The 25,302-nt window shown below is 68.0% G+C and carries 13 protein-coding genes; 10 read left to right on the top strand and 3 right to left on the bottom strand.

The annotated features are described in order from the left end of the window. The first annotated feature begins 207 nt into the window (after positions 1-207). From U9978_RS00305 to U9978_RS00275, 7 genes are all read left to right on the top strand, one after another. The gene (locus U9978_RS00305; RefSeq protein ID WP_322758974.1) at positions 208-1,680 is read left to right on the top strand and encodes a glycosyltransferase 87 family protein; all 1,473 of its coding nucleotides are present in this window, start codon (positions 208-210) and stop codon (positions 1,678-1,680) included. A 29-nt stretch (positions 1,681-1,709) separates the two neighbouring features. Further along, positions 1,710-3,815, top strand: a complete 2,106-nt coding sequence (locus U9978_RS00300) for an ArnT family glycosyltransferase (RefSeq protein WP_322758973.1) — start codon at positions 1,710-1,712, stop codon at positions 3,813-3,815. A 460-nt stretch (positions 3,816-4,275) separates the two neighbouring features. Further along, the gene (glgC, locus tag U9978_RS00295) at positions 4,276-5,514 is read left to right on the top strand and encodes a glucose-1-phosphate adenylyltransferase (RefSeq protein ID WP_322758972.1); all 1,239 of its coding nucleotides are present in this window, start codon (positions 4,276-4,278) and stop codon (positions 5,512-5,514) included. Positions 5,515-5,612: 98 nt separating this feature from the next. Continuing rightward, positions 5,613-6,761 (top strand): glycogen synthase, encoded by a 1,149-nt coding sequence (glgA, locus tag U9978_RS00290; RefSeq protein ID WP_322758971.1) that lies wholly within the window; start codon positions 5,613-5,615, stop codon positions 6,759-6,761. Positions 6,762-7,358: 597 nt separating this feature from the next. Beyond that, a complete protein-coding gene (locus U9978_RS00285; RefSeq protein WP_322758970.1) occupies positions 7,359-8,321 on the top strand; it encodes a DUF2889 domain-containing protein in 963 nt (320 codons plus the stop codon). 146 nt (positions 8,322-8,467) lie between these two features. Then, a complete protein-coding gene (locus tag U9978_RS00280; protein ID WP_322758969.1) occupies positions 8,468-10,120 on the top strand; it encodes a metallophosphoesterase family protein in 1,653 nt (550 codons plus the stop codon). 263 nt (positions 10,121-10,383) lie between these two features. After that, on the top strand, positions 10,384-12,789 hold the full coding sequence (locus U9978_RS00275; protein ID WP_322758968.1) for a lamin tail domain-containing protein: 2,406 nt from the start codon (positions 10,384-10,386) through the stop codon (positions 12,787-12,789). A gap of 96 nt (positions 12,790-12,885) precedes the next feature. Here the strand turns inward: U9978_RS00275 and U9978_RS00270 are convergent, their stop codons facing one another. The 3 genes from U9978_RS00270 to U9978_RS00260 all read right to left on the bottom strand — a co-directional run bounded on the left by U9978_RS00270 (position 12,886) and on the right by U9978_RS00260 (position 17,788). Next, positions 12,886-13,746, bottom strand: coding sequence for a ParA family protein (locus U9978_RS00270; protein ID WP_416210807.1), 861 nt, complete (start codon positions 13,744-13,746; stop codon positions 12,886-12,888). A 107-nt stretch (positions 13,747-13,853) separates the two neighbouring features. After that, positions 13,854-15,173 (bottom strand): ATP-binding protein, encoded by a 1,320-nt coding sequence (locus U9978_RS00265; RefSeq protein WP_322758966.1) that lies wholly within the window; start codon positions 15,171-15,173, stop codon positions 13,854-13,856. Between the two features lie 74 nt (positions 15,174-15,247). Next, the gene (locus U9978_RS00260) at positions 15,248-17,788 is read right to left on the bottom strand and encodes an ATP-binding cassette domain-containing protein (protein WP_322758965.1); all 2,541 of its coding nucleotides are present in this window, start codon (positions 17,786-17,788) and stop codon (positions 15,248-15,250) included. A 352-nt stretch (positions 17,789-18,140) separates the two neighbouring features. Between U9978_RS00260 and U9978_RS00255 the strand changes: the two genes are divergently transcribed. From U9978_RS00255 to U9978_RS00245, 3 genes are all read left to right on the top strand, one after another. Beyond that, positions 18,141-19,202 (top strand): hypothetical protein, encoded by a 1,062-nt coding sequence (locus tag U9978_RS00255; protein WP_322758964.1) that lies wholly within the window; start codon positions 18,141-18,143, stop codon positions 19,200-19,202. A gap of 43 nt (positions 19,203-19,245) precedes the next feature. Continuing rightward, entirely contained in the window at positions 19,246-23,070 is a 3,825-nt protein-coding gene (locus U9978_RS00250; protein ID WP_322758963.1) for a TM0106 family RecB-like putative nuclease, read from the top strand. A 160-nt stretch (positions 23,071-23,230) separates the two neighbouring features. Next, positions 23,231-25,036 carry a hypothetical protein gene (locus U9978_RS00245; RefSeq protein WP_322758962.1) on the top strand — a complete coding sequence of 602 codons (1,806 nt, stop codon included), beginning with the start codon at positions 23,231-23,233 and terminating at the stop codon, positions 25,034-25,036. Positions 25,037-25,302: the final 266 nt, after the last annotated feature.

Here is a 25,302-nt window from a genome sequence, read left to right as displayed (position 1 = left end):
CCCGGGCCGAGGGCCGGGCCGTGCGCCACGACCAACGGTGGATCCACCGCAAGGACCGGATCTTCGATCTGATCGCCGGCCGTCCCGACACCCGTTGAGCCCGCGCACGGGTACCGGACGCACAGGTACCGGACGCACAGTGCGGTGCTCAGTCTGCGCCAAGTTTCATACAAGGTTCGGCTAAGTATTAAAACAGACAATACGCTCATGACCGAGATGACCCCGCAGCCGGTGCCGGCCCGCACGCGGATCGCGAAGAAGCCACCCCGACCGGCCGGTCGGACAGCAATGGCGGCGGTCGCTGTCATGATCGCACTCACGGTGCGCGCGACGATGTTCGATTATCGTTCGGCGGACTACGTCATGTTCCTGAAACCCTGGTACAACCATATCGCCGATAACGGCGGATATCATGCCCTTCGATCAGATTTCTCAGATTATAATGTTCCATACCTCTACCTGATGGCCTTCCTGACCTATCTGCCGGTACCGGCACTCGCCGGGATCAAGACTATTTCGGTGCTGTTCGATCTACTGCTCGCATTCTTTACATATCGGATCGTGCGGCTACGCTTTCTCGACTCATGGCAACCGGTCGCGGCCGCGACCGCGGTGCTGTTCCTGCCCACGGTGGTTGCGAACAGTGCGCGCTGGGGGCAGGCAGACTCGATCTTCACGGCCTTCCTGATCGGCGGGCTCTACTACGTGCTCCGGGCGCGCCACTGGCTGGCCGGTGCCTTCTTCGGCCTCGCGCTGGGGTTCAAACTGCAGGCCGTCTTCATCTTTCCGCTCCTGGGCATCCTGGTCCTTAGAAAACGGCTGCCATGGCCGTCGTTGCTTGCCATTCCCGGGGTGTACCTGGCGCTCGATGTGCCCGCGCTGCTCCTGGGCGCAGCACCGGAAAAGCTTCTGACGGTCTACGCAAGGCAGACCGGCACCTACCAACAGTTAACACTCAACGCCGCTTCGGTATATCAGTTCATCGCCCCGGGCACACACGCTGACATCCTGCGTACGGCGGGAGTCGTGTTCACCGGCGCGCTCGTGGCCATCCTAACCGTTATTACTGTCCGTAGTCGCGTCGAACTTACCCCGACCCGCATCGTGTTGGTTGCCACCGCGTCGGTCATCGCTGTACCGTTTTTTCTGCCGTCTATGCACGAACGGTATTTCTACCCGGCGGACGTCCTCAGCGTAATTGCCGCCTGCTACCTACCCCGCCGGTTGTGGTACCTACCGGTCGCCGTTCAGGTCGCATCTTTCCTGACATACCTGACGTACTTCGCGCAGAGTTCCCAACCCGTGGGCGGAGGCGCCACCGGGAACAGCGCCGTGAGCGGTGCCGGCGGAAACGCGGCGGCATTCCCGCCGGCACCAGAACTCAAACTGGCGGCGGCGCTCATGGCGTTAGCCCTGGTAGCCGTACTCTGGAGCGCGGTCCGAGAATTCCGGGCACATGTTCGATCAACTCCCGCCACCGGCGGTACAGGCAACCGGGCACGCAGTAGCCGCTGTCGCCCACCGCGGGCTTTCAGCCGACTCCCAGGGTTGCGTCAGGTCCACATCAGCATGAGCCGACACGATGGCACTATGACGGCGACTTCCGCGACTGGTACCGCGGCACTGACCGTGCACGGCGGTGGACCCGTGCCGCGAATACCAGCTCTCGCCGCCGGTTGACTCCCGCCCCTGACGATGAGGACCGCAACGTGACCACAACCTTTCCGGACCAGGCGGCCGGAGTGCCCCCGGCCCCAGTCGACCCGGCGGCTGCGCAGGTCCGGGCGTCGCCCGCGCGATGGGCGCGGAGTCTTGTGCGCGGCCGGGAAGGCGACCAGCCCTGGGTACGCCCCGCCCTGCTCACCCTTCTCACCGGGACCGCCCTGCTCTACATCTGGGGTCTGGGGGCCTCCGGATGGGCGAACGCCTTCTACTCCGCCGCCGCCCAGGCCGGTTCGACAAGCTGGAAGGCGTTCTTCTTCGGCTCGTCGGACGCATCGAACTTCATCACCGTGGACAAACCACCGGCTTCACTGTGGGTAACGGATCTCTCCGTACGCATCTTCGGGCTCAACCCGTGGAGCATGCTCGTCCCGCAGGCCCTGGAAGGTGTCGCGGCCGTCGGCGTGCTGTACGCGACGGTCCGGCGCTGGTTCTCCCCCGGCGCGGCGTTGCTGGCCGGAGCGGTCTTCGCGTTGACGCCGGTCGCGGTGCTGATGTTCCGGTTCAACAACCCTGACTCGCTGCTCGTCCTGCTGCTGGTTCTGGGCGCGTACGCGACCGTGCGGGCCGTGGAGAACGCAAGCACCCGCTGGATCGTCTGGGCCGGCGTCTTCGTCGGCTTCGGGTTCCTCGCCAAGATGATGCAGACATTCCTGGTCGTTCCGGCGTTCGCGCTCACCTACCTCCTGGCCGCCCCCACGTCGTTTCGGCGCAGAATCGGCCAGCTCCTACTCTCCGGCGCTGCGATGATCCTTGCTGCCGGCTGGTGGGTCGCGGCCGTGGAACTCCTGCCGACGAGCTCGCGGCCCTACATCGGCGGCTCCCAGAACAACAGCATCCTCAATCTGATCTTCGGTTACAACGGCTTCGGGCGGCTCAACGGCAACGAGGCCGGCAGCGTCGGCGGGATGGGCGGCGCCGGTGGCAGTCGCTGGGGGGCAACCGGCCTGACCAGGATGTTCAACTCCGAGATGGGTGGGCAGGTCTCCTGGCTCATTCCGACCGCGCTGATCCTCGGAGTCGGCGCGCTCGCGCTCGGCTGGCGAGCCCCCCGCACGGACCGGACCCGAGCGGCGCTGGTGCTGTGGGGCGGCTGGCTCGTCGTCACGGGCCTCACCCTGAGCCTCGCCCAGGGGATCATCCACCCGTATTACACGGTCGCACTCGCTCCCGCGATCGGGGCCGTGGTCGGCATCGGCGGCACCAGTCTGTGGCGCCGGCGTGACCGGCTCGTCGCCTGCCTCATCCTGGCCGCGGCCCTCGCCGCCACAACCGCTTGGGCCTACGTCCTGCTCAACCGGACGCCCACCTGGCATCCGTGGCTACGGCCGCTGGTGGTCATCCTCGGCGGCGCAGCCGTTGTCGCGCTGATCTTCACCGTCGTGCTGCCGGCACCGCTGGCTCGCCGCGCCGCTGCGGTACTGGCCGCCGTGAGCATCGTCGCGGGGGTCACCGGGCCAGCCGCCTACGCGGTCGACACGGCCTCGGTCGCGCACAGTGGCGCCATCCCGTCCGCCGGCCCCGCGGGCTCCGGCGGCCCTGGCGGGGGCGGCTTCGGCGGGGGCGGCCGTGTGAACGGCCGCGGTGGCGCCTTCGGCGCCGGCGCACCGCAGGGGACGCCACCGGGCGGCACGACCACTCAGAGAGGCACGGGGGGTCTGGGCGGCGGCTTGGGCACGCAGGGTGGAGCGAGGTTCGGGGGTGGCGCCGGTGGCATCGGTGGTCTGCTCAACGCCGGAACGCCAAGTGCCGCACTGGTCACAGCCTTGAAGGCGGACGCTGAGCGCTACACCTGGGTCGCGGCCACGGTCGGCTCCAACTCCGCGGCTGGCGTCCAACTCGCGACGGGCGAGCCGGTGATGGCCATCGGCGGCTTCAACGGCACCGACCCCACACCCACTCTCGCGCAGTTCCAGGAGTACGTCCGCCAGGGAAAGATCCACTACTTCATCGGCGGCGGCACGGGGATGGGAATAGGTGGCAGCCAGTCCGATAGCCCGGCCAGCGCCATCGCCGCGTGGGTCCAGCAGAACTTCAGCCAGGCCACGATCGGCGGTACGACCGTCTACGACCTGACCAGGACCAGCACCTGAGGCCCACCGCAGCGCGCCCGCCACGCAAGATCCATCCCACAAGACCAGTCACATAGCGCAAGCACGTGCGATCCCCGGCGGTCCGTCCCAGTGCATACGGTTGATGCACCGGGACGGACCGCCGGGGATCCCGCGCATAGACAGGCCCAGACCGGGGACGCCAACCGTGGGACATCGACATGACACCATGAACGCAACCTGGCGATAGGTTTGACCCAATCACAACAGATGATCTTTTTGACGGGTGTCCGGCTCGTGTCTGGCTCGGTGCGTCCAAGGTGGTCAGCGTAGGCCCGGTGGTGGGACGGGTCCTGCGGCCTTCTGGGTTGAACATCGCAATTAGCTACGCGTTGTTAGGCTCGGAAAATACCGGCTGGACCGCCCGAAGCCGGTCCTTGTCGGTCCCAGTCGATCATCAGTTCCCAGCCGATCATCGATCGCCACCCCGGGGAGGTGTGGGATGTCAACGCCAAGAGTGCTCGGCGTCGTGCTGGCCGGTGGTGCGGGCAAGCGGCTCGCGCCGCTCACCGCCGACCGCGCCAAGCCGGCCGTCCCGTTCGGCGGCCTCTACCGATTGATCGATTTCGTCCTGTCGAACCTGGCCAACGCAGGCTACCTGCGGATCTGTGTTCTCACGCAGTACAAGAGCCACAGCCTGGACCGCCACATCACCACGACCTGGCGCATGAGCAATCTGCTCGACAACTACGTCACACCGGTACCTGCGCAGCAGCGACTCGGCCCTCGATGGTACACGGGGTCGGCGGATGCGATCCTCCAGTCGCTGAACCTCATCTACGATGATCAACCGGATATCGTGGTCGTGTTCGGCGCCGACCACGTCTACCGGATGGATCCGCGCCAGATGGTCGAGCAGCACCTGGCCAACAGGGCCGGGGTGACCGTCGCGGGGCTGCGTGTGCCCCGAATGGAGGGTAGGCAACTCGGCGTGATCCGCCCCGGTGCGGACGGCCGGACGATCGACGCCTTCCTTGAGAAGCCGGCGGATCCGCCCGGCCTGCCCGACAGTCCCGATGAGACGTACGCGTCCATGGGAAACTACGTGTTCTCCACGGATGTTCTGATCGAGGCGCTGCGGGCCGACGCGGACGACGACGACAGCGTCCACGACATGGGCGGCAGCATCATCCCGATGCTGACCAAAGAAGGTGTCGCGCAGGTCTATGACTTCACCGACAACGAAGTCCCCGGCGCGAACAAGCGGGACCGGGGTTACTGGCGCGACGTCGGCACCCTCGACTCCTACTTCGACGCGCACATGGACCTGTGCGCGTTCGACCCGGTGTTCAATCTCTACAACCGGCACTGGCCGATCCTGACGAACGTCCCGTCCCTGCCGCCGGCAAAGTTCGTCCACGAAGAACCCGGCCGGACCGGCATGGCGCTCAACAGCGTCGTCAGCAACGGAGTGATCATTTCTGGTGGGCTCGTGCGCCGGTCGGTCCTGTCGCCCGGGGTACGGGTGAACTCCTGGGCCCAGGTCGAGAACGCGGTCATACTGGACAACACGGTCATCGGACGGCATGCCGTGGTCCGCAACGCGATCCTCGACAAGAACGTGGTGGTACCCGAAGGTGGGCAGGTCGGGGTGGACAAGGAACACGACACCGCCCGCGGGTTCACGGTCAGCCCCGATGGCATCACCGTTGTCGGCAAGGGCGTGACAATCACCGAGTGATCTCGCAGTCACTGGAACGCTAAAGGGCCAAAGGGCGCGCGACGATCGTCAGATCGCGCGCCCGGAGGCCGCAATCTTGGAGCACTGAAGGGCAGGTAATGCGCGTCTCGTTGCTGACCAGGGAGTACCCGCCGGAGGTCTACGGCGGCGCCGGAGTGCACGTCGAGTACCTCGCCCGCGAAGTCTCCCGGTTGGTGGACCTGACCGTGCACTGCCAGGGGGCCGACCGGCCGGGCTCGGACAGCATCGCGGTACGCGCGCACCGGTCATGGGACCAGCTCGCGGACGCGGGTGAGGCGTTGCGGACGATGTCGGCCGACCTGTCCGCGACCGCCGCCGTCGCCGACGCGGACCTGGTGCATTCCCACACCTGGTACGCCAACCTGGCCGGGCATCTGGCGTCCCTGCTCTACGGGATCCCGCACGTGATGACCTCGCATTCCCTTGAGCCGCAGCGGCCGTGGAAGGCCGAACAGCTCGGCGGTGGCTACGCGCTGTCATCATGGTGCGAACGGGTGTCCATCGAGTCGGCCGCGGCGGTCATCGCGGTGAGCCAGGGCATGCGAGCCGATGTCCTGTCGGCCTACCCGGCGGTCGATCCGGCGAAGGTCCACGTCATCCGCAACGGGATCGACACCGACGAATACGCACCGGACCCCGCGACCGATGTCCTGGCCCGGCACGGGGTGGACCCGGAGCAGCCGTCGGTTGTCTTCGTCGGTCGGATCACCCGGCAGAAGGGGGTACCGGTACTGCTGCGGGCCGCGGCCGAGCTCGACCCTCGGGCTCAGCTGGTGCTCTGCGCGGGCGCGCCCGACACCCCGCAGCTACTGGCCGAGGTCACCGACCTGGTCGACGGGCTACGTGACGTCCGCAAGGGTGTTGTGTGGATCTCCGGCATGCTCGCCAAGCCCGAGGTCATCCAGCTGCTCTCGCACGCGACCGTCTTCGTCTGCCCGTCGGTCTACGAGCCGCTCGGGATCGTCAACCTCGAGGCCATGGCCTGCAGCACGGCTGTGGTCGCCTCCCGGGTCGGGGGCATCCCCGAAGTGGTGGACGACGGCGTGACCGGGCTGCTCGTACCACCCGATGACCCCGCGGCGCTGGCCGCCGCCGTCAACGAACTACTCACCGACCCGGCACGCGCCGCAATCATGGGCCGGGCCGGCCGGGACCGCGCCGTCGCCGAGTTCGGCTGGCCGGCGGTAGCCGAGAAAACCGCCCGCCTCTACCAATCCCTGGTCTGAACAGGCCACGTATGGACAGGGCATCACGAGGTGGCGTCGCAGGGTAGGACCGGGCCGAGGCCGCCGGGGAGATCGATACGATCCGGGCGATATCGGGTAAGGGATGGCGTGTCCCGACTACTTTGATGCCGCCGGTGAACAGAATCCGGGTGGCGGGGCCGGGGTGCGTAGGTCGTTGAGGCCATCCTGATGACCGGAACCACCTACCGTTCGGCCGAACGTCGTCCGACAGTAGGTGGAATCGGTCGCTATGGCGGCCGCTCTTGTGGGTACGCGGATTCGGTCGCGTTCAGGGCTTCGGTGTGATCAAGATCTACCACACACCGACGCCCGGCCCGCTACGAGATTCGTAGATCCAGGCGTTCGCCGCGCGTCGGGGAACACCGCGAAACAATCATGAACGCGTCACGGGGGACGTGGCAGTGGGACGTGACATTACCCACTTCCGACACCGGATCGAGGCTCCAACCGTGCGTCGGCGCGTCCTGGCTGCTAACCCTTGGAAGAGTGACCAGTGTTCTTCTGTGGCCAGGGACCGTCGGACCAACCGTGGGCACGCCGCCGCGCATCGCGGGTTCGGTACGTCGAACCAGCTCGGTGGATGCTTTGCGTCCGGACGGACTCGAAGGTCCGCTCGTCCTCGTCGGCAGGGCCCGCGACATCCGCACGACGAAAAGCCTGCCAACCGCAAGCCCGGCAACCAGATACCAGACAAACACACCCAGTGATACCGGCTGGGATGCAGAGCTCGTGGCCGAGGCGAGTACCCGCGTCACCATCGACTACTTCGGTGGGCGTCTGGTGACCGAGATCCACTGCGAACCGGCGATGCCAGACAGTGACACACTGGTCGGCGTTCGTGCCGGTTCGGGCTTCCGCACAGCGCTGGACCAGGCCGCGCCCCGCCTGACCGCCGACGGCACCCTGCTCGGACTCCTCCTCGACGAAGTACCGGTGGTCACGTTGATCTCTGGATCAGCCATCGCACGCGTCTCCGGGGAACGGCCGCGGAACACGGTCATGCCGCCCACGGATGTCTGCGCGGGCTGGAAGGCTGGTGGCGAGATGGATGTAAGCCACCGCGAAGGCCGCTTCTCCCTTCTCGGCGTGGGACCATCCGCCCCGGAGCTGGCGGACGAGACCGATCCGCTGGGCTGGCACACGATGCCTGACCTGCCGCCGGGAAGCATCCGACGTCGGCGCAGGCTCGACGTGGTTCCTGGCCCAGAACTCGGTGTTGTGGTGGTCGACGGGCTTTTTCGCGACACGTTCTGTGAAGCGGACGGTACTCAGAAGGTGATCCACGAATACGCCGTCAGTGCGACGGTCGACCTCGCCACCGGGACGATTCGCTCAGCCAACGCGACACCCCATGTCCTGCCGGGCCCCGACTGCCCGGCCGCCGCGGCAAGCGCCACCCGTCTGGTCGGCGAGCGCCTGACGGGGCTCCGCGAGATGCTGCGCGCCGACATGACCGGACCGACGACCTGCACCCATCTCACCGACCAGCTCCGGGCGCTCGCCGACATCCACGCGCTGATCCCGCTGCTGCCGCAGTGACACCGGTGCCGCAGTGACACCGGCGTCCCACCAGCACCCCGGCCGTGAACTCACGCGACATGTTTACCATTTCGGTTGCAAACCGTAGGAATTCATTCACCTGGGGTATCACGCCGCGTGAGTTGATCAGTCAAGTGTCACATGTCGTGAAGACACCACGTATGGGGATTCCCGACCGTCTCGCCGAGCGCATGAGCATGGCCGAGCAGCACGAATGGCTGATGTCTCAGCGCCCGTCCCGCCGTAGCGTGTTCCGCGCCGGTGCCCTCGGTGCGGGAACCCTCCTCGCCGGTCCCAGCCTGCTCGGCTCGGCCGCGTCCGCCGGCACCGGCCCGACGCTGGTCACCACCAACTCCACGGCGGACGGAGCGTCGGTCGCTCCGTTCGCCCGTCACCTGGCCTTCGGTGCCGACCCTCGCCGCCAGATCCGCATCGGTTGGCAGGTACCGACGCCCGTCAGAAGGCCGTTCATCCGGATCGGCACCGACCCGTCCGATTTGTCCGGCCGCATCCCGGCCGAGGTCCGTCCGCTGCATTCGGAAGTGCCGGGAGCGGCCGGACCCGTCGACCAGTACTACCTGCACGTCGAACTCGACGGGCTTCGCCCGGACACCACCTACTACTACGGTGTGGGCCACAAGGGCTATGAGCCCCCCGCGGGCGCCATCTCGACGGTGCACACCGCACCGCAGCGGGGACGCTGGGACGTGCAGCCGTTCACGTTCACGGCCTTCGGTGACCAGGGCGTCAGCCCGCATGCGCTGGCCAACGACGGCGTCGTGGCCCAGCAGAACCCCGCCTTCCACCTGCTGCTCGGCGACATCGCATATGCCGACCCCAGCGGCCAAGGCCGGCCGGTCAGCGCCACCGGTGCCAACGGCACCGACATCTTCAACCCGACCATCTGGGACTCCTACCTCGGGCAGATCGAAGCGGTCGCCTCACGGGTGCCGTGGATGGTCGCGACCGGCAACCACGACATGGAGGCGCTGTACTCCCCGGACGGCTACGGTGGCCAGATCGCCCGGTGGGACTTCCCCGGCAACGGACCGAAGGCATGCCCGTCGGTCTACTCGTTCATCTACGGGAACGTCGGCGTGATCAGCCTTGACGCCAACGACGTCTCGAACGAGATCCCCGCGAACCTCGGCTACAGCAAGGGCTCCCAGACGTCCTGGCTGAAGTCCCGGCTGAAGTTCCTGCGTCGCCAGCCCGACGTCGACTTCGTCGTCGTCTTCTTCCACCACTGCACCTACTCGACGACGAACGCGCATGCGTCCGAGGGTGGTGTGCGGGCCGAGTGGGTGCCGCTGTTCGACGCCTACCGCGTCGACCTCGTCCTGAACGGCCACAACCACATCTACGAGCGCAGCGACCCGCTGCGTGGCGGCAGCCCGAGTAAGGCGGTGCCGATCGGCGGGACCGTCCACCCGGACACCGACGGGACGACCTATCTCTCGGTCGGCGGCGGCGGGCGCAGCCTGTACAGCTTCCCGGCCCCGGACAGCTACGCCGGGCACGTGAACGATGCAGCCTCGGTCAACACCTACTCGTGGACGGGCGTCGGGGTGAAGACCCCCGAGGTGGTGACCTGGTCCCGGGTCCGCTACACCGGGTACTCGTTCGTCGCGGTGGACGTCACGCCCGCACGCCTGGGCCAGCCTGCGACGCTGACCGTTCGCGCGGTCGCCGAGAGCGGTGCGGAGCTCGACCGCGTCACGCTGGTGCGCACCGCCGGACTGTGCACGGTCGGGTCCCGGGGTGTGTCCGGCGCGAAGGCCGACTTCGACGCCGCCTGATCCCACCCGAATCCCCACCCGTGACGTTGATCGTGTTGTCGGATCCGGCCGGTGCGATCCGACAACACGATCCGACAACACGATCCGACAACACGATCAACCACGGTGGAAGTGGATCAGCACCGTGTCGATCGTGCGGTGACAGAAGTTCATTCGAGCGTCCACGGATCGTCGCCGTTACCCAATAGAAATCAACACCGTCGACTCGATAGAGATAACGGGCTCATTTCATTGTCCACGCATTGTTGGTCAGGAGCCCGTTCATGGCACTTCCTCGCCCTTCGCCACGTGGTCACTCTCCGCTACGGCGTCTGCTCCCGCCTCTACTCGCCGCGGCCCTCGTCGGTGGCTACACCGGGATGGTCGTGGTGCCGGCGCTTGCCACGTCGCCCGATGTGGTGATCAGCGAAGTCTACGGCGGCGGCGGCAACAGCGGCGCCCCCTACCTCAACGACTTCGTCGAGCTGTACAACCGGGGCAGCGCCGCGGTCAGCCTCGCCGGCTGGTCCACCCAGTACGCCTCCTCGTCCGGGACCAACTACCTGGTCACCGCGCTGTCCGGCACGATCCAGCCCGGCTCGAAGTACCTGGTCAAGCTCGGGTCCGCGGGCAGCCAGGGCGTCGCGCTGCCCACCCCGGACGCGACCGGCACGACCAACATGTCCGCCACGACCGGCAAGGTCGCGCTCGTCACCACCACCACCGCGTTGACCTGCGGGAGCAACTGCCACGCCGCATCCGGCGTGAAGGACTTCATCGGCTACGGCGCCGCCAACGACTACGAGACGTCGCCGGCCGCAACCCTGTCAAACACCACGTCTGCGACCAGGTCCAACCCGGCGACTGACACCGACAACAACGCGAACGACTTCGCCAAGGTCAGCCCGACCCCGCAGAACTCCCAGAGCGGCGGCGGCGGCTCCTGCACCGGCTACACCACCCGCATCCGCGACATCCAGGGCAGCGCCCACATCTCACCGCTGAACAGCCAGGCGGTCTCGAACGTCCGCGGCGTCGTCACCGCGGTGAGGAGCACCGGCTTCTGGTTCCAGGACCCGTGCCCGGACACGAGCGACGCCACCTCCGAGGGTGTGTTCGTGTACACCTCCAGCACGCCGACGGTCAGCGTCGGCCAGGAGATCGCGGTCGGCGGCACCGTGTCGGAGTACCGGCCGAGCGGGTCCACCACGGCGAACCTGACCACCACTGAGATCACCTCCCCGTCGGTCTCCGTGCTGGGCACCCGAGCGGTCCCGGCAGCCACGGTGATCGGCACCGGCGGCCGGGTACCGCCCACAACCGTGATCGACGACGACGCCACGGGCAGTGTCGAGACCTCGGGCACCTTCGACGTGGCCACCGACGGCATCGACTTCTACGAGTCCCTTGAAGGCATGCGCGTCCAGGTGAACAACCCGGTCGCGGTCGGCCCCGGCAACAGCTACAACGAGATCCCGGTGCTCGGTGACGACGGCGCGAACGCGTCGGTGCGCACCAACCGCGGCGGCATCGTACTGCGTCAGACCGACGGCAACCCGGAGCGGTTGGTGATCGACGACGCCATCCTCGCCGGCTCGGTTCCCACCGGGGTGAACGTGGGCGACCACTTCTCCGGCCCAGCGGTCGGTGTGCTCGACTACGCGTTCGCCAACTTCCACGTGCTGCTGACCAGCCCGATCACCAGGGTGGACAGCGGGCTGACCCCACAGAGCACCACGGGGCCGGGCACGGGCCAGATCTCGGTTGCCACGTTCAACGTCGAGAACCTGGACCCGACCGACCCGCAGAGCAAGTTCGACGGCCTGGCCGGCCAGATCGTGACCAACCTGGCCGCGCCGGGGATCATCAGCGTCGAGGAGATCCAGGACAACGACGGGGCCACCAACAGTTCGGTGGTCGCCGCCGACCAGACCTGGACCAAGCTGATCAACGCGATCAGCGCCGCGGGTGGGCCTACCTACACCTACCAGCAGATCAACCCGGTGGACGATTCCGATGGTGGTGAGCCCGGCGGCAACATCCGGGTGGGTCTCCTCTACCGCACCGACATCGGGCTGACCTTCGCCGCCGGCACTCCCGGCGACTCCACGACGGCGGAAAGCGTCTCCGACAGCGGCAACTCCGCCGACCGGGTCAACCTCAGCTACAACCCCGGGCGGATCGACCCGACCAACACCGCCTTCAGCACCAGCCGCAAGCCGCTGGTCGGCAAGTTCTACTTCAACTCCAAGCCGCTGTTCGTGATCGCCAACCACTGGAACTCCAAGGGCGGCGACAACCCACTGTTCGGCCGTTACCAGCCGCCGACGCTGTCCAGCCAGACGCAGCGTAGCCAGCAGGCCGCTGTGGTGAAGAGCTTCGTCCAGTCGATCCTCGCGATCGACAGCCAGGCTCGGATCGTGGTGGCCGGCGACCTGAACGACTTCACCTACTCCGCGCCCGTGCAGACCCTGGCCAGCGCCGGTCTGACGGACCTACCGGCGACATTGTCCGACGCCGAGCGCTACACCTACGTGTACGAGGGCAACTCGCAGGTCCTCGACCACATCCTGCTGTCGTCATCGCTGACCGGCGCCTCACACAGCTACAACGTGGTGCATGTGAACTCCGAATTCGCAACCCAGCAGAGTGATCACGACCCACAGGTCGTCCGACTCACCCTGCCCTGACCATCACGTTCTGACCCGCGAGCCCTGACCCGCGAGCCCTGCCTCCTGCCGGCCCGGTGCCGCGCCGCGACCCTGCGTCGCTGCGCGGCACCGCGGTCAGCTGCTCTCGACGAGGTGCATGAACTCCACGGTCAGCGCGGCCAGCGCGTCGTACTGCCCCTTGTAGCCGTAACGCTGCCGCAGGGTTCCCCAGTCGTTGAACTCGGCTGCGGCGGCGATGTCACCCGACTCGGGGATCCTGGACTCGAACACGTGCAGTCCGTCGTCCTGCCCCGTCCGTTGGAGGTAGTCCGCCATCTGCTGGTGCAGGGTCACCTCGGAGCGGTACTTGCTGATGACCAGCCCGATCGCGGGGATGTCAACGCCCACGTCGGTGGCGAATTTCGCGATTCTGGACCGGACCTGCGCGATTCCGTAGGTCGACATGAAGTCGGGGACAGTCGGGATGATGTAGCCGTGCGAGATCCTCAGCCCGTTCAGGGTGAGGATGCTCAGATTCGGCGGGCAGTCCACCAGGACGTAGTCGTAGTTGCCGGATATCTTCTCGATCTGCCGCGCCAGCAGCTCGACCGGATCATGGAGGAACTCCCCGGACGGGGCGAGCAGCCGGTCCTGGATGTCGATGAGATCCAGCGAGGATGCCAGCAGGTCGACCTGAGTGACTGTTCGCACCGGCGACACGTCCCGTTGCAGTGCCGCGTCGATGTCGAACAGGCCGTCGGCCGAGCGCGGCTCCACCGCGTCGCGAAAGAGGGTGGCCAACGTCCGGTCCGAGTCGTTCAGGTCCTTCCAGTGCGCCTCGCCGATCATGTAGACGGTCAGGTTCGTCTGCGGGTCGAGATCGACGAGCAGCACACGCTTCCCGTGCTCCGCCGCCATGATCTCCGCGAGCGCGGCAGTGATCGTCGTCTTGCCGACGCCACCCTTAAGGTTGATCGTCGAGACGATGTGCGCCACGTCCATGCCCCCGTTTACGCTGACCGGTCATGCCTGTCACGGCGAGCTCCTCATCCGGATGATCCAGGACACCATAGCGTAAGAGCGCCCGGCAACAGGGGCGTGGATCAAGGAGCAGGGCTGGGGGGAGCCCACAGGGCGCTGACGGGAACCGCGGCCAGGCGGTCGCCCAGCGAAAAGGCCCGAGCGCCAGTGTGCAACACCAGTCCGGCGACGAAACGGTCACCGAGTCGGTCGCGGACGGCGGCGAGGTGGCGGATGTCGCGGGTTGAGACGTCGGCCGCGGCCTTCACCTCGATCGCGACGACACGCAGGGACCGGTCCTCCACTATGAGGTCGATCTCGGCCCCGGCCCGGTCCCGATAATGGAAGAGTGACGGTCTGACCGCCGACCAACCCGACTGCCGCAGCAACTCGGCGTAAACCATCCCCTCAAGAACCGGGCCGTCGACGCCGTGGGACAGTTCCGGGCGCTTGAGCAACGTGATGTCAGCACCACGCAGATGAGCGGCAAGACCAGGATCGGTCACGAAGACCTTGGACGCCCGGATCTCCCGTTGGCTGAGGTTCACCGCCCATGCGGGGCAGCGGCGGACGAGAAAGACCGCTTCGAGAACCTCCAGATAACGATGGACTGTTCGCTCCGGCAGCCCCGCGTCACGCGCCAGGTCGGCCACGTTGAGCAGGCTGGCGTTCCTGGCCGCGACCAAGCGGAGCAGACGTGGCAGTTCGGCTGTGCGCGGTGAGGCCGACACCCCTGGAGCCTCCCGCTCCACCACCGTCTCGACATAGGCGTCGAACCATGCGGCTCGCCTCGCCCCTGATCTGCGGACAGCCTCCGGATACCCGCCTGCGACAGCCCGATCCAGATAGTCGTGCTTGGTCAACTCACCGACCTGGTCCAGCGGCAGTTCGCCGCCAAGGAGCCGGTCAAGGAACGTGTCAACCGTTCCGACCACACCGGTTACAGCCGCACCCGCTACGGCTAGTTCGCTCTGGCTCAGCGGCCACAGCTCGAAGCGCTCAATCCGGCCGGCGAGTGTCTCCGACACACCGCGGTTGGCACTGAGCTGCGAGGAACCAGTCACCAGGAACCGGCCCGGACGTTCGTCCGTGTCGACTGCCACCTTCAGCGCGATCAGCAGCTCGGGGACCCGCTGCACCTCGTCGATGGCGAGGAGCCCCGGACGTCCCATCAGGAAGCCACGTGGATCCGCCTCCGCCGCGACCCGAGCGTCACGGTCGGCCAGGGAGACGTACACACCATTTGGCGAGTCACCGACGATGCGCTGCACCAGCGTGGACTTGCCTGCCTGCCGAGGTCCGACGACGCCGACGACACGGGTGTCGGCCAGTGCTTCGATGATCAGAGGCTGGAGGGACCGGCGCACGTTGAAGACTGAACCGTCGATTCGGAATGAGTCCACCACGGCGTCCATCATGGCAGATTCGCATGGCTCGGATGGCGGATCCGCCGGCTTTGGATGGCGGATCCGCGGCATCAGGATGGCGGATCCGCACCCACCTTGCGCCGGCCGACCTTGGGCTCGATCCGGCGGATCATATAGGCGGTCAGGATCAGCGCGACGACACCCACCGAGGTACCGAGGATGACGTCGGTGAGCCAGGTTGCGGCATTCGGGTCCCACAACGGATCCGGTGGATCACCCCGTGGGCCCGCCCTGCCCAGCGTGCCCAGTTTGGCCACGTCGTTGAGATCGGTGGTCGCACCGAGGGCAGCAAAGCCCCAGCGTGCCGGCGCAAGCCAGCTGATCTGCTCCAGCCCGAAGCGTCCGACCGCGGACACGAGCCCGCCGGACAGCACAAGTTGGCCCATGGTGACGAGGACCAGCACGGGCATGGTCTTGTCGGCGTTGTCCACCAGGGTCGACACAAGTAGGCCGATCATCATCGACGACAGCGCCGCCACGAGCACCGCGATGATGCACTCCGCGAGCGGAGAACCGAGCAGCACCGCACGTGTCGGCATCCGTCCCAGTAATCCGATCAATGTGAAGACCACGCACTGACAGGTGGTGATCGCGGCGAGGACGACGACCTTCGAACCCAGGTAGGCGGTGCGCGACAGGCCGATCGTGCGCTCCCGCCGGTAGATCGGCCGCTCCTTGACGATCTCGCGCACCGAGTTCGCCATCCCCATGAAGCACGCGCACAGCACCAGCACGACCAGCACCTTGGTCGCATCCGGGTTCGGCACCGGCAACGCGGCGAGACCGTCCCGGGCCGGAATCACCCGCGGGATGATCCCCAGCAGGAACGGAAAAGCAATGATCAACCGAAGGTAGGACCGGTCCGCGACCACCACCCGCAGGTAGCGGCGGGTAAGGGTGGACAGCTGCACCAGCACGGGCTGTCGGCCGACGTTGGGTAGCAGCGCAGGAGTCCGTCGGACCAGTGGCGCGACCACCGCGGAGGGGACGTAGTCCTCCGAGGCGCGGAAACGGGCCGCAAGCACCGCGCCCGCGGTAGCTTCCAGCTCGCGGAAGACGGTGACGAACTCCTTGAAGTCCTTCTTCCCGAAGAATCGCAGCGCACCCGCGCTCGGCCCGAAGTACGCCACGTGGCCACCGGGTGCAAGGACCAGCAGATAGTCACAAAGATCAAGAAAAAGCACGCTGTGGGTAACCACGATCACCGTGCGACCTTCACCGGGAGCCGTGGCGGCACCGTCGCTGCCCCGGGCGAGTCCGTGCAGCGCCTCCATCACCGACTGGTCGTTCGCAGGGTCCAACCCGGAGGTCGGCTCGTCCAGAAAAAGCAGTGTCGGACGGGTGAGCAGCTCAAGCGCGACGCTGGTCCGTTTACGCTGTCCGCCGGACAGCCGGCCGACCGGCGTGTCGGAATGATCACGCAACCCCAACTGGGTGATGACCTCGCTGACCCGCGCGCGTCGCTCGTCGGCGGTGGTGTCCGCCGGGAAGCGCAGCTCAGCGCCGTACTCCAGGGCCTGGCGGACGGTCAGCTGACTGTGCAGAGGATCGGCCTGCGGGACGTAGCCGATCCGGCGGCGCAGCTCGTCGTACTCGGCGTAGAGATCACGGCCCGCATAGCGGACCGTGCCGGCATCGGCTGGGCGGAACCCGGTGAGCGCGTTGAGCAACGTCGACTTGCCCGCGCCGCTCGGCCCGACCACACCCAGCAGTGATCGGGCCGGCAGGCGGAAGGTGACGTCGCTCATGAGCTGCTTGGCGCCCGCCCATACGGACAGGCCCTGCACCTCGAACGTCACGTCACCGCTGTCGACATACTCAACCAACGTGTCACCGTCAAGCTGGAACAGATGGTGGCCGATGGCGACAACGTCGCGTTGCGCCACGGGCGCGTGGGTCACCCGTCGGCCGTTGACGAACGTGCCGTTGGCCGACCCCAGGTCGACGACCTCGACGCCACCGTTTCGATCACCGCCCCGGCCCGGCGCACCCCGGCCGACAGCGCCCCGGCCGGCACCACCGACGCCCGCGCCGACACGAAGCTGGGCATGGTGCCGAGAGGCCAGTAAGTCGTCGACAACCAGGTCGTTGTCCCGGGAACGACCCAGGGTCACCTGCCCTGGACGCAAGCGGTGAACCTTGCGCTCGTCCCCGACGATCGGCTGTTCGGACGTGGGCGGGCCGGGCTCGTCGTCGCCTCCCGCGACCGCGGTGGGCAGGTCCGCCCGTCGCTCGGCCGGTCGCTCGGCCGGTCGCTCGCCCGATTCCGGTCCGACGGGCTGTCGTGGCTGTCGTGGCTGTGGGATGAGAACGACCTCCGGGCCGTCCGCGGCGCCAAGGCGGAGCCGGACCTGCGCCGCACTCACGTTGAGGTTGCCCACACGTCGGCCGTCCTGCCAGAGACCGTTGGCACTGGTGTCACGCACATGCCAGCCGTCGGCCGCCGATTCCAGGACGAAGTGGCGCCGCGACACGCGGCTGTCGACGATGACGATGTCGGATTGACGCGCCCGCCCCACCACGTATGGTCCGGAACCAGCCAGAACCACCTGGCCGACCGGGGTGTTGACCTGCAGAGAGGTCCGGTCCACCTGTGTTCCTCTCCCCCGCGGCCAGAGGTTGTCGGCCTCTGGCGGCCCTTGGTACCTCCAAGTGCGTGAAAAGAGCCGTGCTCGCCCGGCCGAGCGGTCCGCACCGATCCGATCGGAACCCCGGTCTCCGGGGCGGACCGCTCACGCCAGCTGAAAGAGATCGTAACCGCCGCCGTCCCGCGAAATTGCGTCTTTTCGACGAAACGGGCCAGTAACCGGTGTCAGCCGACACCGACTGTCATCACGGACACTCGAGCGGCGATCTCCACATGGTCCGTCTGCACGCGATGGCAGCATGTACGCTACCCCCGTCCGGGGGGATACTTCGGGAGAAACCGCGGAGAAACATGCCTTGTCCGTATTGAAGTCGTTTCGTCCACTTGAAGCGTCTTTTGTGTTTCTCGCGACACTCGCCGGCCTCCTCACCTGGTCGCTACCGGATATAACCGGCCAGACGCGGGCGGTGGGGGCTGTGACGAGCGCCGCCGCCGGCGGCGGCGGATCGCCCCGACCGGCCGCATTCGGCAAGACCGGAAAGCTCGTGTTCGGCCTCGGCCCCGCCCTCGACAGCGACTCCACATCGCCCATCGCCGACCAGCTGGGAATGCTCACGACCTGGTACAACAGCCCGAACGACTTTGGGTTCCTGACGAACTGGGCGAAGGATCTCATTCCGCGGGTATACGCGGACCGGCGCGCGATCCACCTCGTCGTGTGGCTCGGTGGCGCCGGTCAGGTCGCCACGGTCCAGACCAAGTACGGCCCGGCGTGCGGCCGGGACTACCCGCTGTCATCAGCGTTTCTCGGTGACACCCGACGACTCGCGCAGATATTCGCCGGTCCGGCGGACGGACCGCCGCTCTACATCACGCTGTTCACCGAGTTGCAGACCTACCCGTGCAAGGCCAACACCTGGGCGGCCACCCCCGAGGTGACCAACTACTACCTGAAGCTGAAGGACCAGTACGTCGCGGCGATGGGCATCTTCCACTCCATGGCGCCGAACGCGAAGGTCTCACTCGGCTGGGGTGGCTGGCAGGCCCGCTGGGACGACCCGGCAAAGGGCGGCGGGCGATCGCTGATCGGGCATTTCGACGACGTGCTGCGGCAGTCGGACTTCCAGAGCTTCCAGGCGATGGACTCGAAAAGCAACGTCGACGACATCCGCAGGATGACCCAGATCCTCGGCAGGTACGGCCCGGTCATGGTTGCGCACTACAAACCCGACGACGGCTCGCCGGCCACCTGGACCAACGACCTGCGGGCGATTTTCACCGACGAATACGTGCGGCAGATCACCGCTGCGGGCCTGTTCGGGTTCAGCTTCATGGACAGCAAACACCTGACCGCCGACCCGGGTTCACTGCAGCTGGCCAGGAACGCCACCATCCGCTACGGCACCCGGCCCGGCTGAGCCGCCACCGGCCGAGGCAGGATGGTCGAGCTGCCGACCCACGATGGTCACGCAGGACGGCTACGGGGTTCGTGAGCATCACGCGGATGGGGGGGACATGCAGCGATTCGACGGCGTCGCCGGCGGACATGCGCGGTGGGTCGTGTCTGCCGGCGATGTCGTCGATACGCTCGAGTGCGGGCACCGGCTTGCGCTGTCCCATGCCCGCGCAGCCGGCGTGCGCCTCGACGACACCGGTGCGCCGATCAGCACGTCCGATGCGGACGACCTGCTGGTCCGCCACGGTGACGCCCATGAGCGGCGCTGGTTGGAGCGGCTCGTGGGCGTCTTCGGCCCGGCTGCGGTCCAGGTGATCGAACGGCCCGAGAACACCCTGACCGCGCTGGCCGCAGCGAGGGATCAGACCCGCAACGCCGTCGCCGCCGGCGTCGCCGTCATCTACCAGGGCGTGCTTTTCGACGGCTCCTTCCAGGGCCGACCCGACTTTCTGATCGCCAGCCACCTCGATCCGATCACCGGCGAACGCACCGGTGAACCGCTACCCGGCCGCTACGAGCCGTACGACGCCAAACTCGCCCGGCATGCCCGCCCCGCCGCGGTGCTGCAGCTCGCCGCCTATGCCCAGGCGCTGCCGACAATCGGCGTGGAGGTCGCGGCGCACATCCACCTGCTGCTCGGCGACGGTCGCCTGGAGTCGCTGCGGGTCGACGACGTGGCACCCATGGTCGACCACGCCCGCACCCGGTTGGCCGAGCAGCTCGCGACCGAGCCGGCGATCCCGGCACCTTCCTGGGCGCAGCCCAGACCGGCGTGCCCGACCTGCGCGTTCGCCGGCCACTGCGCGGCGGGGCGGGAAGCCGCCCGTGACCTGTCGCTGGTCGCCGGCCTGCGCACCGACTCCCGCCGCAAGCTGCGGGCCGCCGCAATCACCACGGTCGAGGATCTCGCCGCGGCTGGTGACGATCAGCGTCCACCGACGATGGCCGCGGCAACCTTCGCCGGGCTCCGGCTACAGGCGGAGCTCCAGGTCATTCAGGACGCTACCCGCACCGACGACGACCCGACCGGCACCGTCACCGTCCGGGTGGTCGTCCCGGACGGGCTCGCGTCCCTGCCCGCCCCGGACCCCGGCGACATCTACTTCGACATGGAGGGCGACCCGTACGCCCTGGGTAACACCGGTCTGGAATACCTGTTCGGCGCCGTGACCCTCGAGGGCCAAAGGCGGCGCGATCATGGCTCCTCCGCGCCGCCGGAGGCCCCGATTCCCGGAACCCTGCAGGGCCAAAGGCGGCGCGATCATGGCTCCTCCGCGCCGCCGGAGGAGATCTTCCACCCGTTCTGGGCGCACGACCGCGCCGGCGAGAAGCGCGCCTTCGAACAGTTCATCGACTGGGCGACCGCGCGGCTCGCCGACCATCCGCGGGCGCACATCTACCACTACGCCCCGTACGAGCCGAATGCCCTGAAGCGGTTGGCGGCCCGGCACGGCACCCGCGAACGGCAGGTGGACGACCTGCTTGCCGGGCACACGCTCGTCGACCTCTACACGGTTGTCCGGCGCAGCCTGAAGATCTCCCAGCGCTCATACTCGATCAAGTATCTGGAACCGCTGTACCTGCCCGGGGCCCGTGGCACGGAAGTCAAGACCGCGGTCGACAGCATCGTCGCCTACGAGAGTGTCGTGGTCCACCTGGCAAACTCCGAGCGCGCCGGCGCCGACCACATCCTCGGTGAGATCGCCGAGTACAACCGGATTGACTGCGTATCCACCCACCGCCTGCATCGTTGGCTGCTGGAGCTGCGCGCGGCGCAGGGTATAGCCGGCCTGGCGGCGGTGGACCCGCCGGTGGGCCTTGACGACGGGGACGCCGCGCCCGCGCCCGCGGCTCATCCTGACGCGGCCGTCGACGCGCTGGTCGCGGGCCTACCGGACGACCCGACGACCTGGACGGACGACGAGCGGGCACGGGCGTTGCTGGCCGCCGCCGTCGGCTACCACCGGCGCGAGAACAAACCGGCGTGGTGGGAGTTCTTCAGCTGGCTCGCCGCCGACCGGGCGGCGCTGGAGGCGAACGACAACTGCGCCGTCCCGCTGGGCTGGACCGTCGTGGAGGACTGGGCCGTCCCGTCCGGGCGGCGCACGCGAACCCGACGGGGCCTGCTGGCCACCCTCGACCCTGACGGCACCCACCCGTACTCCGACGGCGAACGGGTGCGGCTGCTCTACCCGGGGATCGGCGGGGCCGACGGCACCACCCGCGACGGCGAGATCGAGCGTGCCGGCCCGGACCGGCTGCTCATCCGCGAGACCGCCATGCCCGACGGGGCCGGGCATGGCGGGACCACCACCGAGCTGCCGATCGCGGTGCTGCCCGGCGTGCCGGTGCGTCCCGAACCGAAACCGGCCGCGATCGCGGAGCTTGCCAGCGTCGTCGCCGCGGGCCTTGCCAACCGTGCGGCCGTCGACGGCCCGGCGATGGATCTGCTGCGCCGCCGCCCGCCACGCCTGGTCGGACAGCCCGCCGGCCGGGTCGGTCTACCCGACCCGGCCGAGTACGACGGTGACCTGATCACCACCGTGCTCGCCGCCGTCGACGCGCTCGCCGGGTCCTACCTGGCCGTGCAGGGGCCGCCCGGGGCCGGCAAGACCTATCTGGCCGGACGGTTGATCCGCCATCTGGTCGGGCAGGGCCGCACGGTCGGGGTGTGCTCGACCAGCCACAAGGCGATCGAGAACGCCATGCTGACGGCCGTAGGGAGAGGCACCATGGCGGAGCCGCCTCGCCCGGAGGCCCCCCAGCAGCTGACGGCCACCGGGATACCGGGGAACGGAATGCCGGGGAACGGGATACCGGCGGCGAAAAAACTGCGTGCCGGGCAGAAGCCCGACCCCCTCGCGCCGTGGGACTGCCCCCGCGATCTCCGCGCGTTGGTCGCCTGGCGCGCGGCGCACCCGGACGGGCATCTGGTCGGTGACACGTCGTGGGCTTTTGCGAACCCCGCGCTGCGTGCGGAACCGTTCGACGTACTGATCATCGATGAGGCGGGCCAGTTCGCACTCGCCGACACCCTGGCCGTTGCCGGCGCCGCCCGCAACCTCGTGCTGCTCGGCGACCCCCAGCAACTTCCCCAGGTTGTCACCGGGATCCACCCGGACGGCGCAGATGCCTCGGCCCTTTCCCATCTGCTCGGATCGGACGATGTCATCCCGGCCGAATTCGGCTATTTCCTCGATCTGACCAGGCGGATGCACCCGGACGTGTGCGAGCCGGTCTCGGCGCTGGCCTACCGGGGACGCCTGCACGCCCACCCGCTGACCGCCGGCCGCCGCCTCGACGGCATCGCCGCTGGCCTCTACCTGCACGACGTGCTCCACCACGCCAACACCACCCGGTCGGATCCGGAGGTGGCAGCAGTCCGCGGCCTGGTGGAGACCGTCCTGGGCCGGCCTTTCGTCGACCTCGACGGCGAACGCATCCTGAGCGGTCGGGATGTGCTGGTGGTCGCCCCGTACAACCGCCAGGTGCGTGCCATCGACCACGCGCTGCGCAAGGCCGGGATCCACGGTGTCCGGGTCGGGACCGTCGACCGGTTCCAGGGCCAGGAGGCACCCGTGGTCATCGTGTCGCTGACCACGTCCAGCGCGTCCGAGGCTCCCCGCGGGCTGGACTTTCTGCTCTCCCGCAACCGCCTGAACGTCGCGTTGTCGCGAGCGCAGGTACTGGCGGCACTGGTGATGTCACCTGCGCTGCTCGACAGCGCCGCGCGCACGGTCGACGAACTGCGCCTGCTGGCGGGCCTCGCGCGACTGCGAGCCACCGCCCGTACCGGTTTCCCCTCGCAGCGCCGCGAAGCCCACCGGTAATCACCTGTTTCCGGTGGCCTAAGCTTCTGCTTCTGCGGGGAAGAGTGCGCAACGCTGGCGAGAAGTCCAGGACAGCAGAGTCCAGCACACAGCGCGATGTCCGCGCCACGACGGCGCTCCGGACGAGCCGGCTCGCCGGCGACGACGTGAGGGGATGCCCGTGACGGCTGCTGAGATCAACGCGCTCTCGGACGTCGATGCGGCAACCGACATCGGTGTGGCTACAGACATCGGCGCTGGCAGCTCGCTCGCCGCCCCGGCGGGGAAACGCAGGGGGTTTGTCGCGCTGGGAGTCCTCGCCGGGTTCTGCGCACTGTCCGTGGCGTTATTCTGGGACGGCTGGACGGGGCTGGGTAGCAGGGTTTACGGCGGCGGTGACGCCATCCTGTTCTCCTGGTACCTGGCATGGACCCCCTACGCGATCTCCCACGGGCTCGATCCGTTCGTCACCCACTTCCTGAACGCCCCGGACGGCGTCAACATCATGTGGAGCACCGGTGTGCCGCTGCTCGGTGTGGTGGCCGCGCCGATCACCGTGCTGGCCGGGCCGCTCGTGGCCTTCCAAGTGCTGACAACGCTCGCGCCGGCACTGTCCGGCTGGGTGATGTTCCTGGTGATGCGGCGCTGGACCGCCGCGTTCCCCGCCGCCGTCGCCGGGCTGCTCTACGGCTTCAGCCCCTACATCATCGGCGCTTCCTACGGACACCTGCACCTGTCGTTCGCGCTCTTTCCCCCGATCCTCCTGCTGCTGCTGGACGACCTGCTCATCCGCCAACGCACAATCGCGCGGACCGGCGCGCTGCTCGGCGCAGCCGTGGCCGCCCAGGCGCTGATCAGCGAGGAAGTGCTGGCGACATCGGCGGTGGTGGCGGTGATCGGCATCGCGATCCTGTGCGTGCGGCACCGCGACCAGGTGCGCCCGCGTGCCGCGGCGACGGTACGCGGACTCGCGGTCTGCGCGGTCGTCGCCACCGTGCTGCTCGCCTGGCCGCTCTACATCCAGTTCTTCGGCCCACAGCGCGTCCACGGATCAATCCAGCCATCGGACATCGCAGTGTCGGACCTGCTCACCTTCGCCACGCCCACACCACTACAGGCTGTCGGCCCGGACGTCGCCGTTCGGGAGAGCCTGCGGTTCTCCGGCAACGCGGTCGAGGTCAGCGGCTACGTCGGTCTCCCGCTGTTGGCTCTGCTCGCGTTCATCGCGGTGCGGTTGCGCCGCAACCCGCTGGTGGCCGTGTGCGCGCCGCTGTTCGCCGTCGTCGCTGTCCTGTCGCTCGGCCCGCACCTGCACGTCGGCGGGCACGGCACTCGCATCCCGCTGCCATGGCGCCTGCTGGAGCTGGGACCGGTGCTCCACAACGCACTGCCGTCCCGGCTGTCGCTGTACCTCGTGCTGGCGGCGGGCGCGATGATCGCGGTCTGGCTCGACCAGGCACGGCCACCACGGCTGCACGCCGCCACCGGCATCGTTGCCGCCGCCGCGCTCGTGCCGCTGATACCGGCCACGCCCCTCACCTTCAGCACCGTGACACCGAGGTTCTTCACCGGCCCACAGGTCGCCACCCTGCCCGAGGCTGCGACGGCGCTGGTCGTGCCCTACCCGTATCCCGAGCAGAACATCGCGATGCTCTGGCAGGCGCAGGCCGACTTCCGCTTCGTCATGGCGGGTTGCTACTGTACGGTTCCCGACCGTAATGGACGGTCCAGCTTCCATCCGGAGGTCGACCCGCTGAACTCGGCCCTCATCGCCGTCGCGACGGGCCAGAGCACCGCGGCGGCGGCCTTGCGACAACCCGGGTTGGCGGCCACCTTCGACCGCTACCATCTGAATACGATCATCCTTGGCCCCAGCGACCACCACGACGAACTCGTGACCTTGCTGACGGGGCTGGCGGGTGAACCCGGGCGGTACGTCGACGGCGTCGACCTCTGGCTGCTCGACAAAACCCCAGCTCGGCCCTGACAAGGTCGGCCCTGACAAGGTCGGTCATGGCATGGCAAGGTCGGCCGGGGCCCCGGACGGGTGCGGTCATGAACGGTGCGGCTATAAACGGTGCGGCTATGGATGGAGTTCGGGTGGCGCAGATCAAGGTAGTGGTCGAGCGGGTCGTGACGGCGGCGCCGGCGAAGGTCGTCGACGCGCTCGGCGACTACAAGGGCAGCCGCGCCGAGGCATGGCCCGATATGATCACCGACTACGAGGTGGTCGAGGGCGGTACTGGCGCCGGG

Source organism: Protofrankia sp. Cr2, assembly GCF_963555885.1.
Lineage (GTDB): Bacteria > Actinomycetota > Actinomycetes > Frankiales > Frankiaceae > Protofrankia.
The sequence above is the reverse complement of the archived record's forward strand: the minus strand, read 5'-3'. Positions and strand labels throughout refer to the sequence as shown.

Coding starts and splice junctions, on each gene's coding strand:
- U9978_RS00250 (WP_322758963.1), top strand. CDS start 19,246: ATGGTCACGCAGGACGGCTACGGGGTTCGTGAGCATCACGCGGATGGG.
- glgA (WP_322758971.1), top strand. CDS start 5,613: ATGCGCGTCTCGTTGCTGACCAGGGAGTACCCGCCGGAGGTCTACGGC.
- glgC (WP_322758972.1), top strand. CDS start 4,276: ATGTCAACGCCAAGAGTGCTCGGCGTCGTGCTGGCCGGTGGTGCGGGC.
- U9978_RS00305 (WP_322758974.1), top strand. CDS start 208: ATGACCGAGATGACCCCGCAGCCGGTGCCGGCCCGCACGCGGATCGCG.
- U9978_RS00275 (WP_322758968.1), top strand. CDS start 10,384: ATGGCACTTCCTCGCCCTTCGCCACGTGGTCACTCTCCGCTACGGCGT.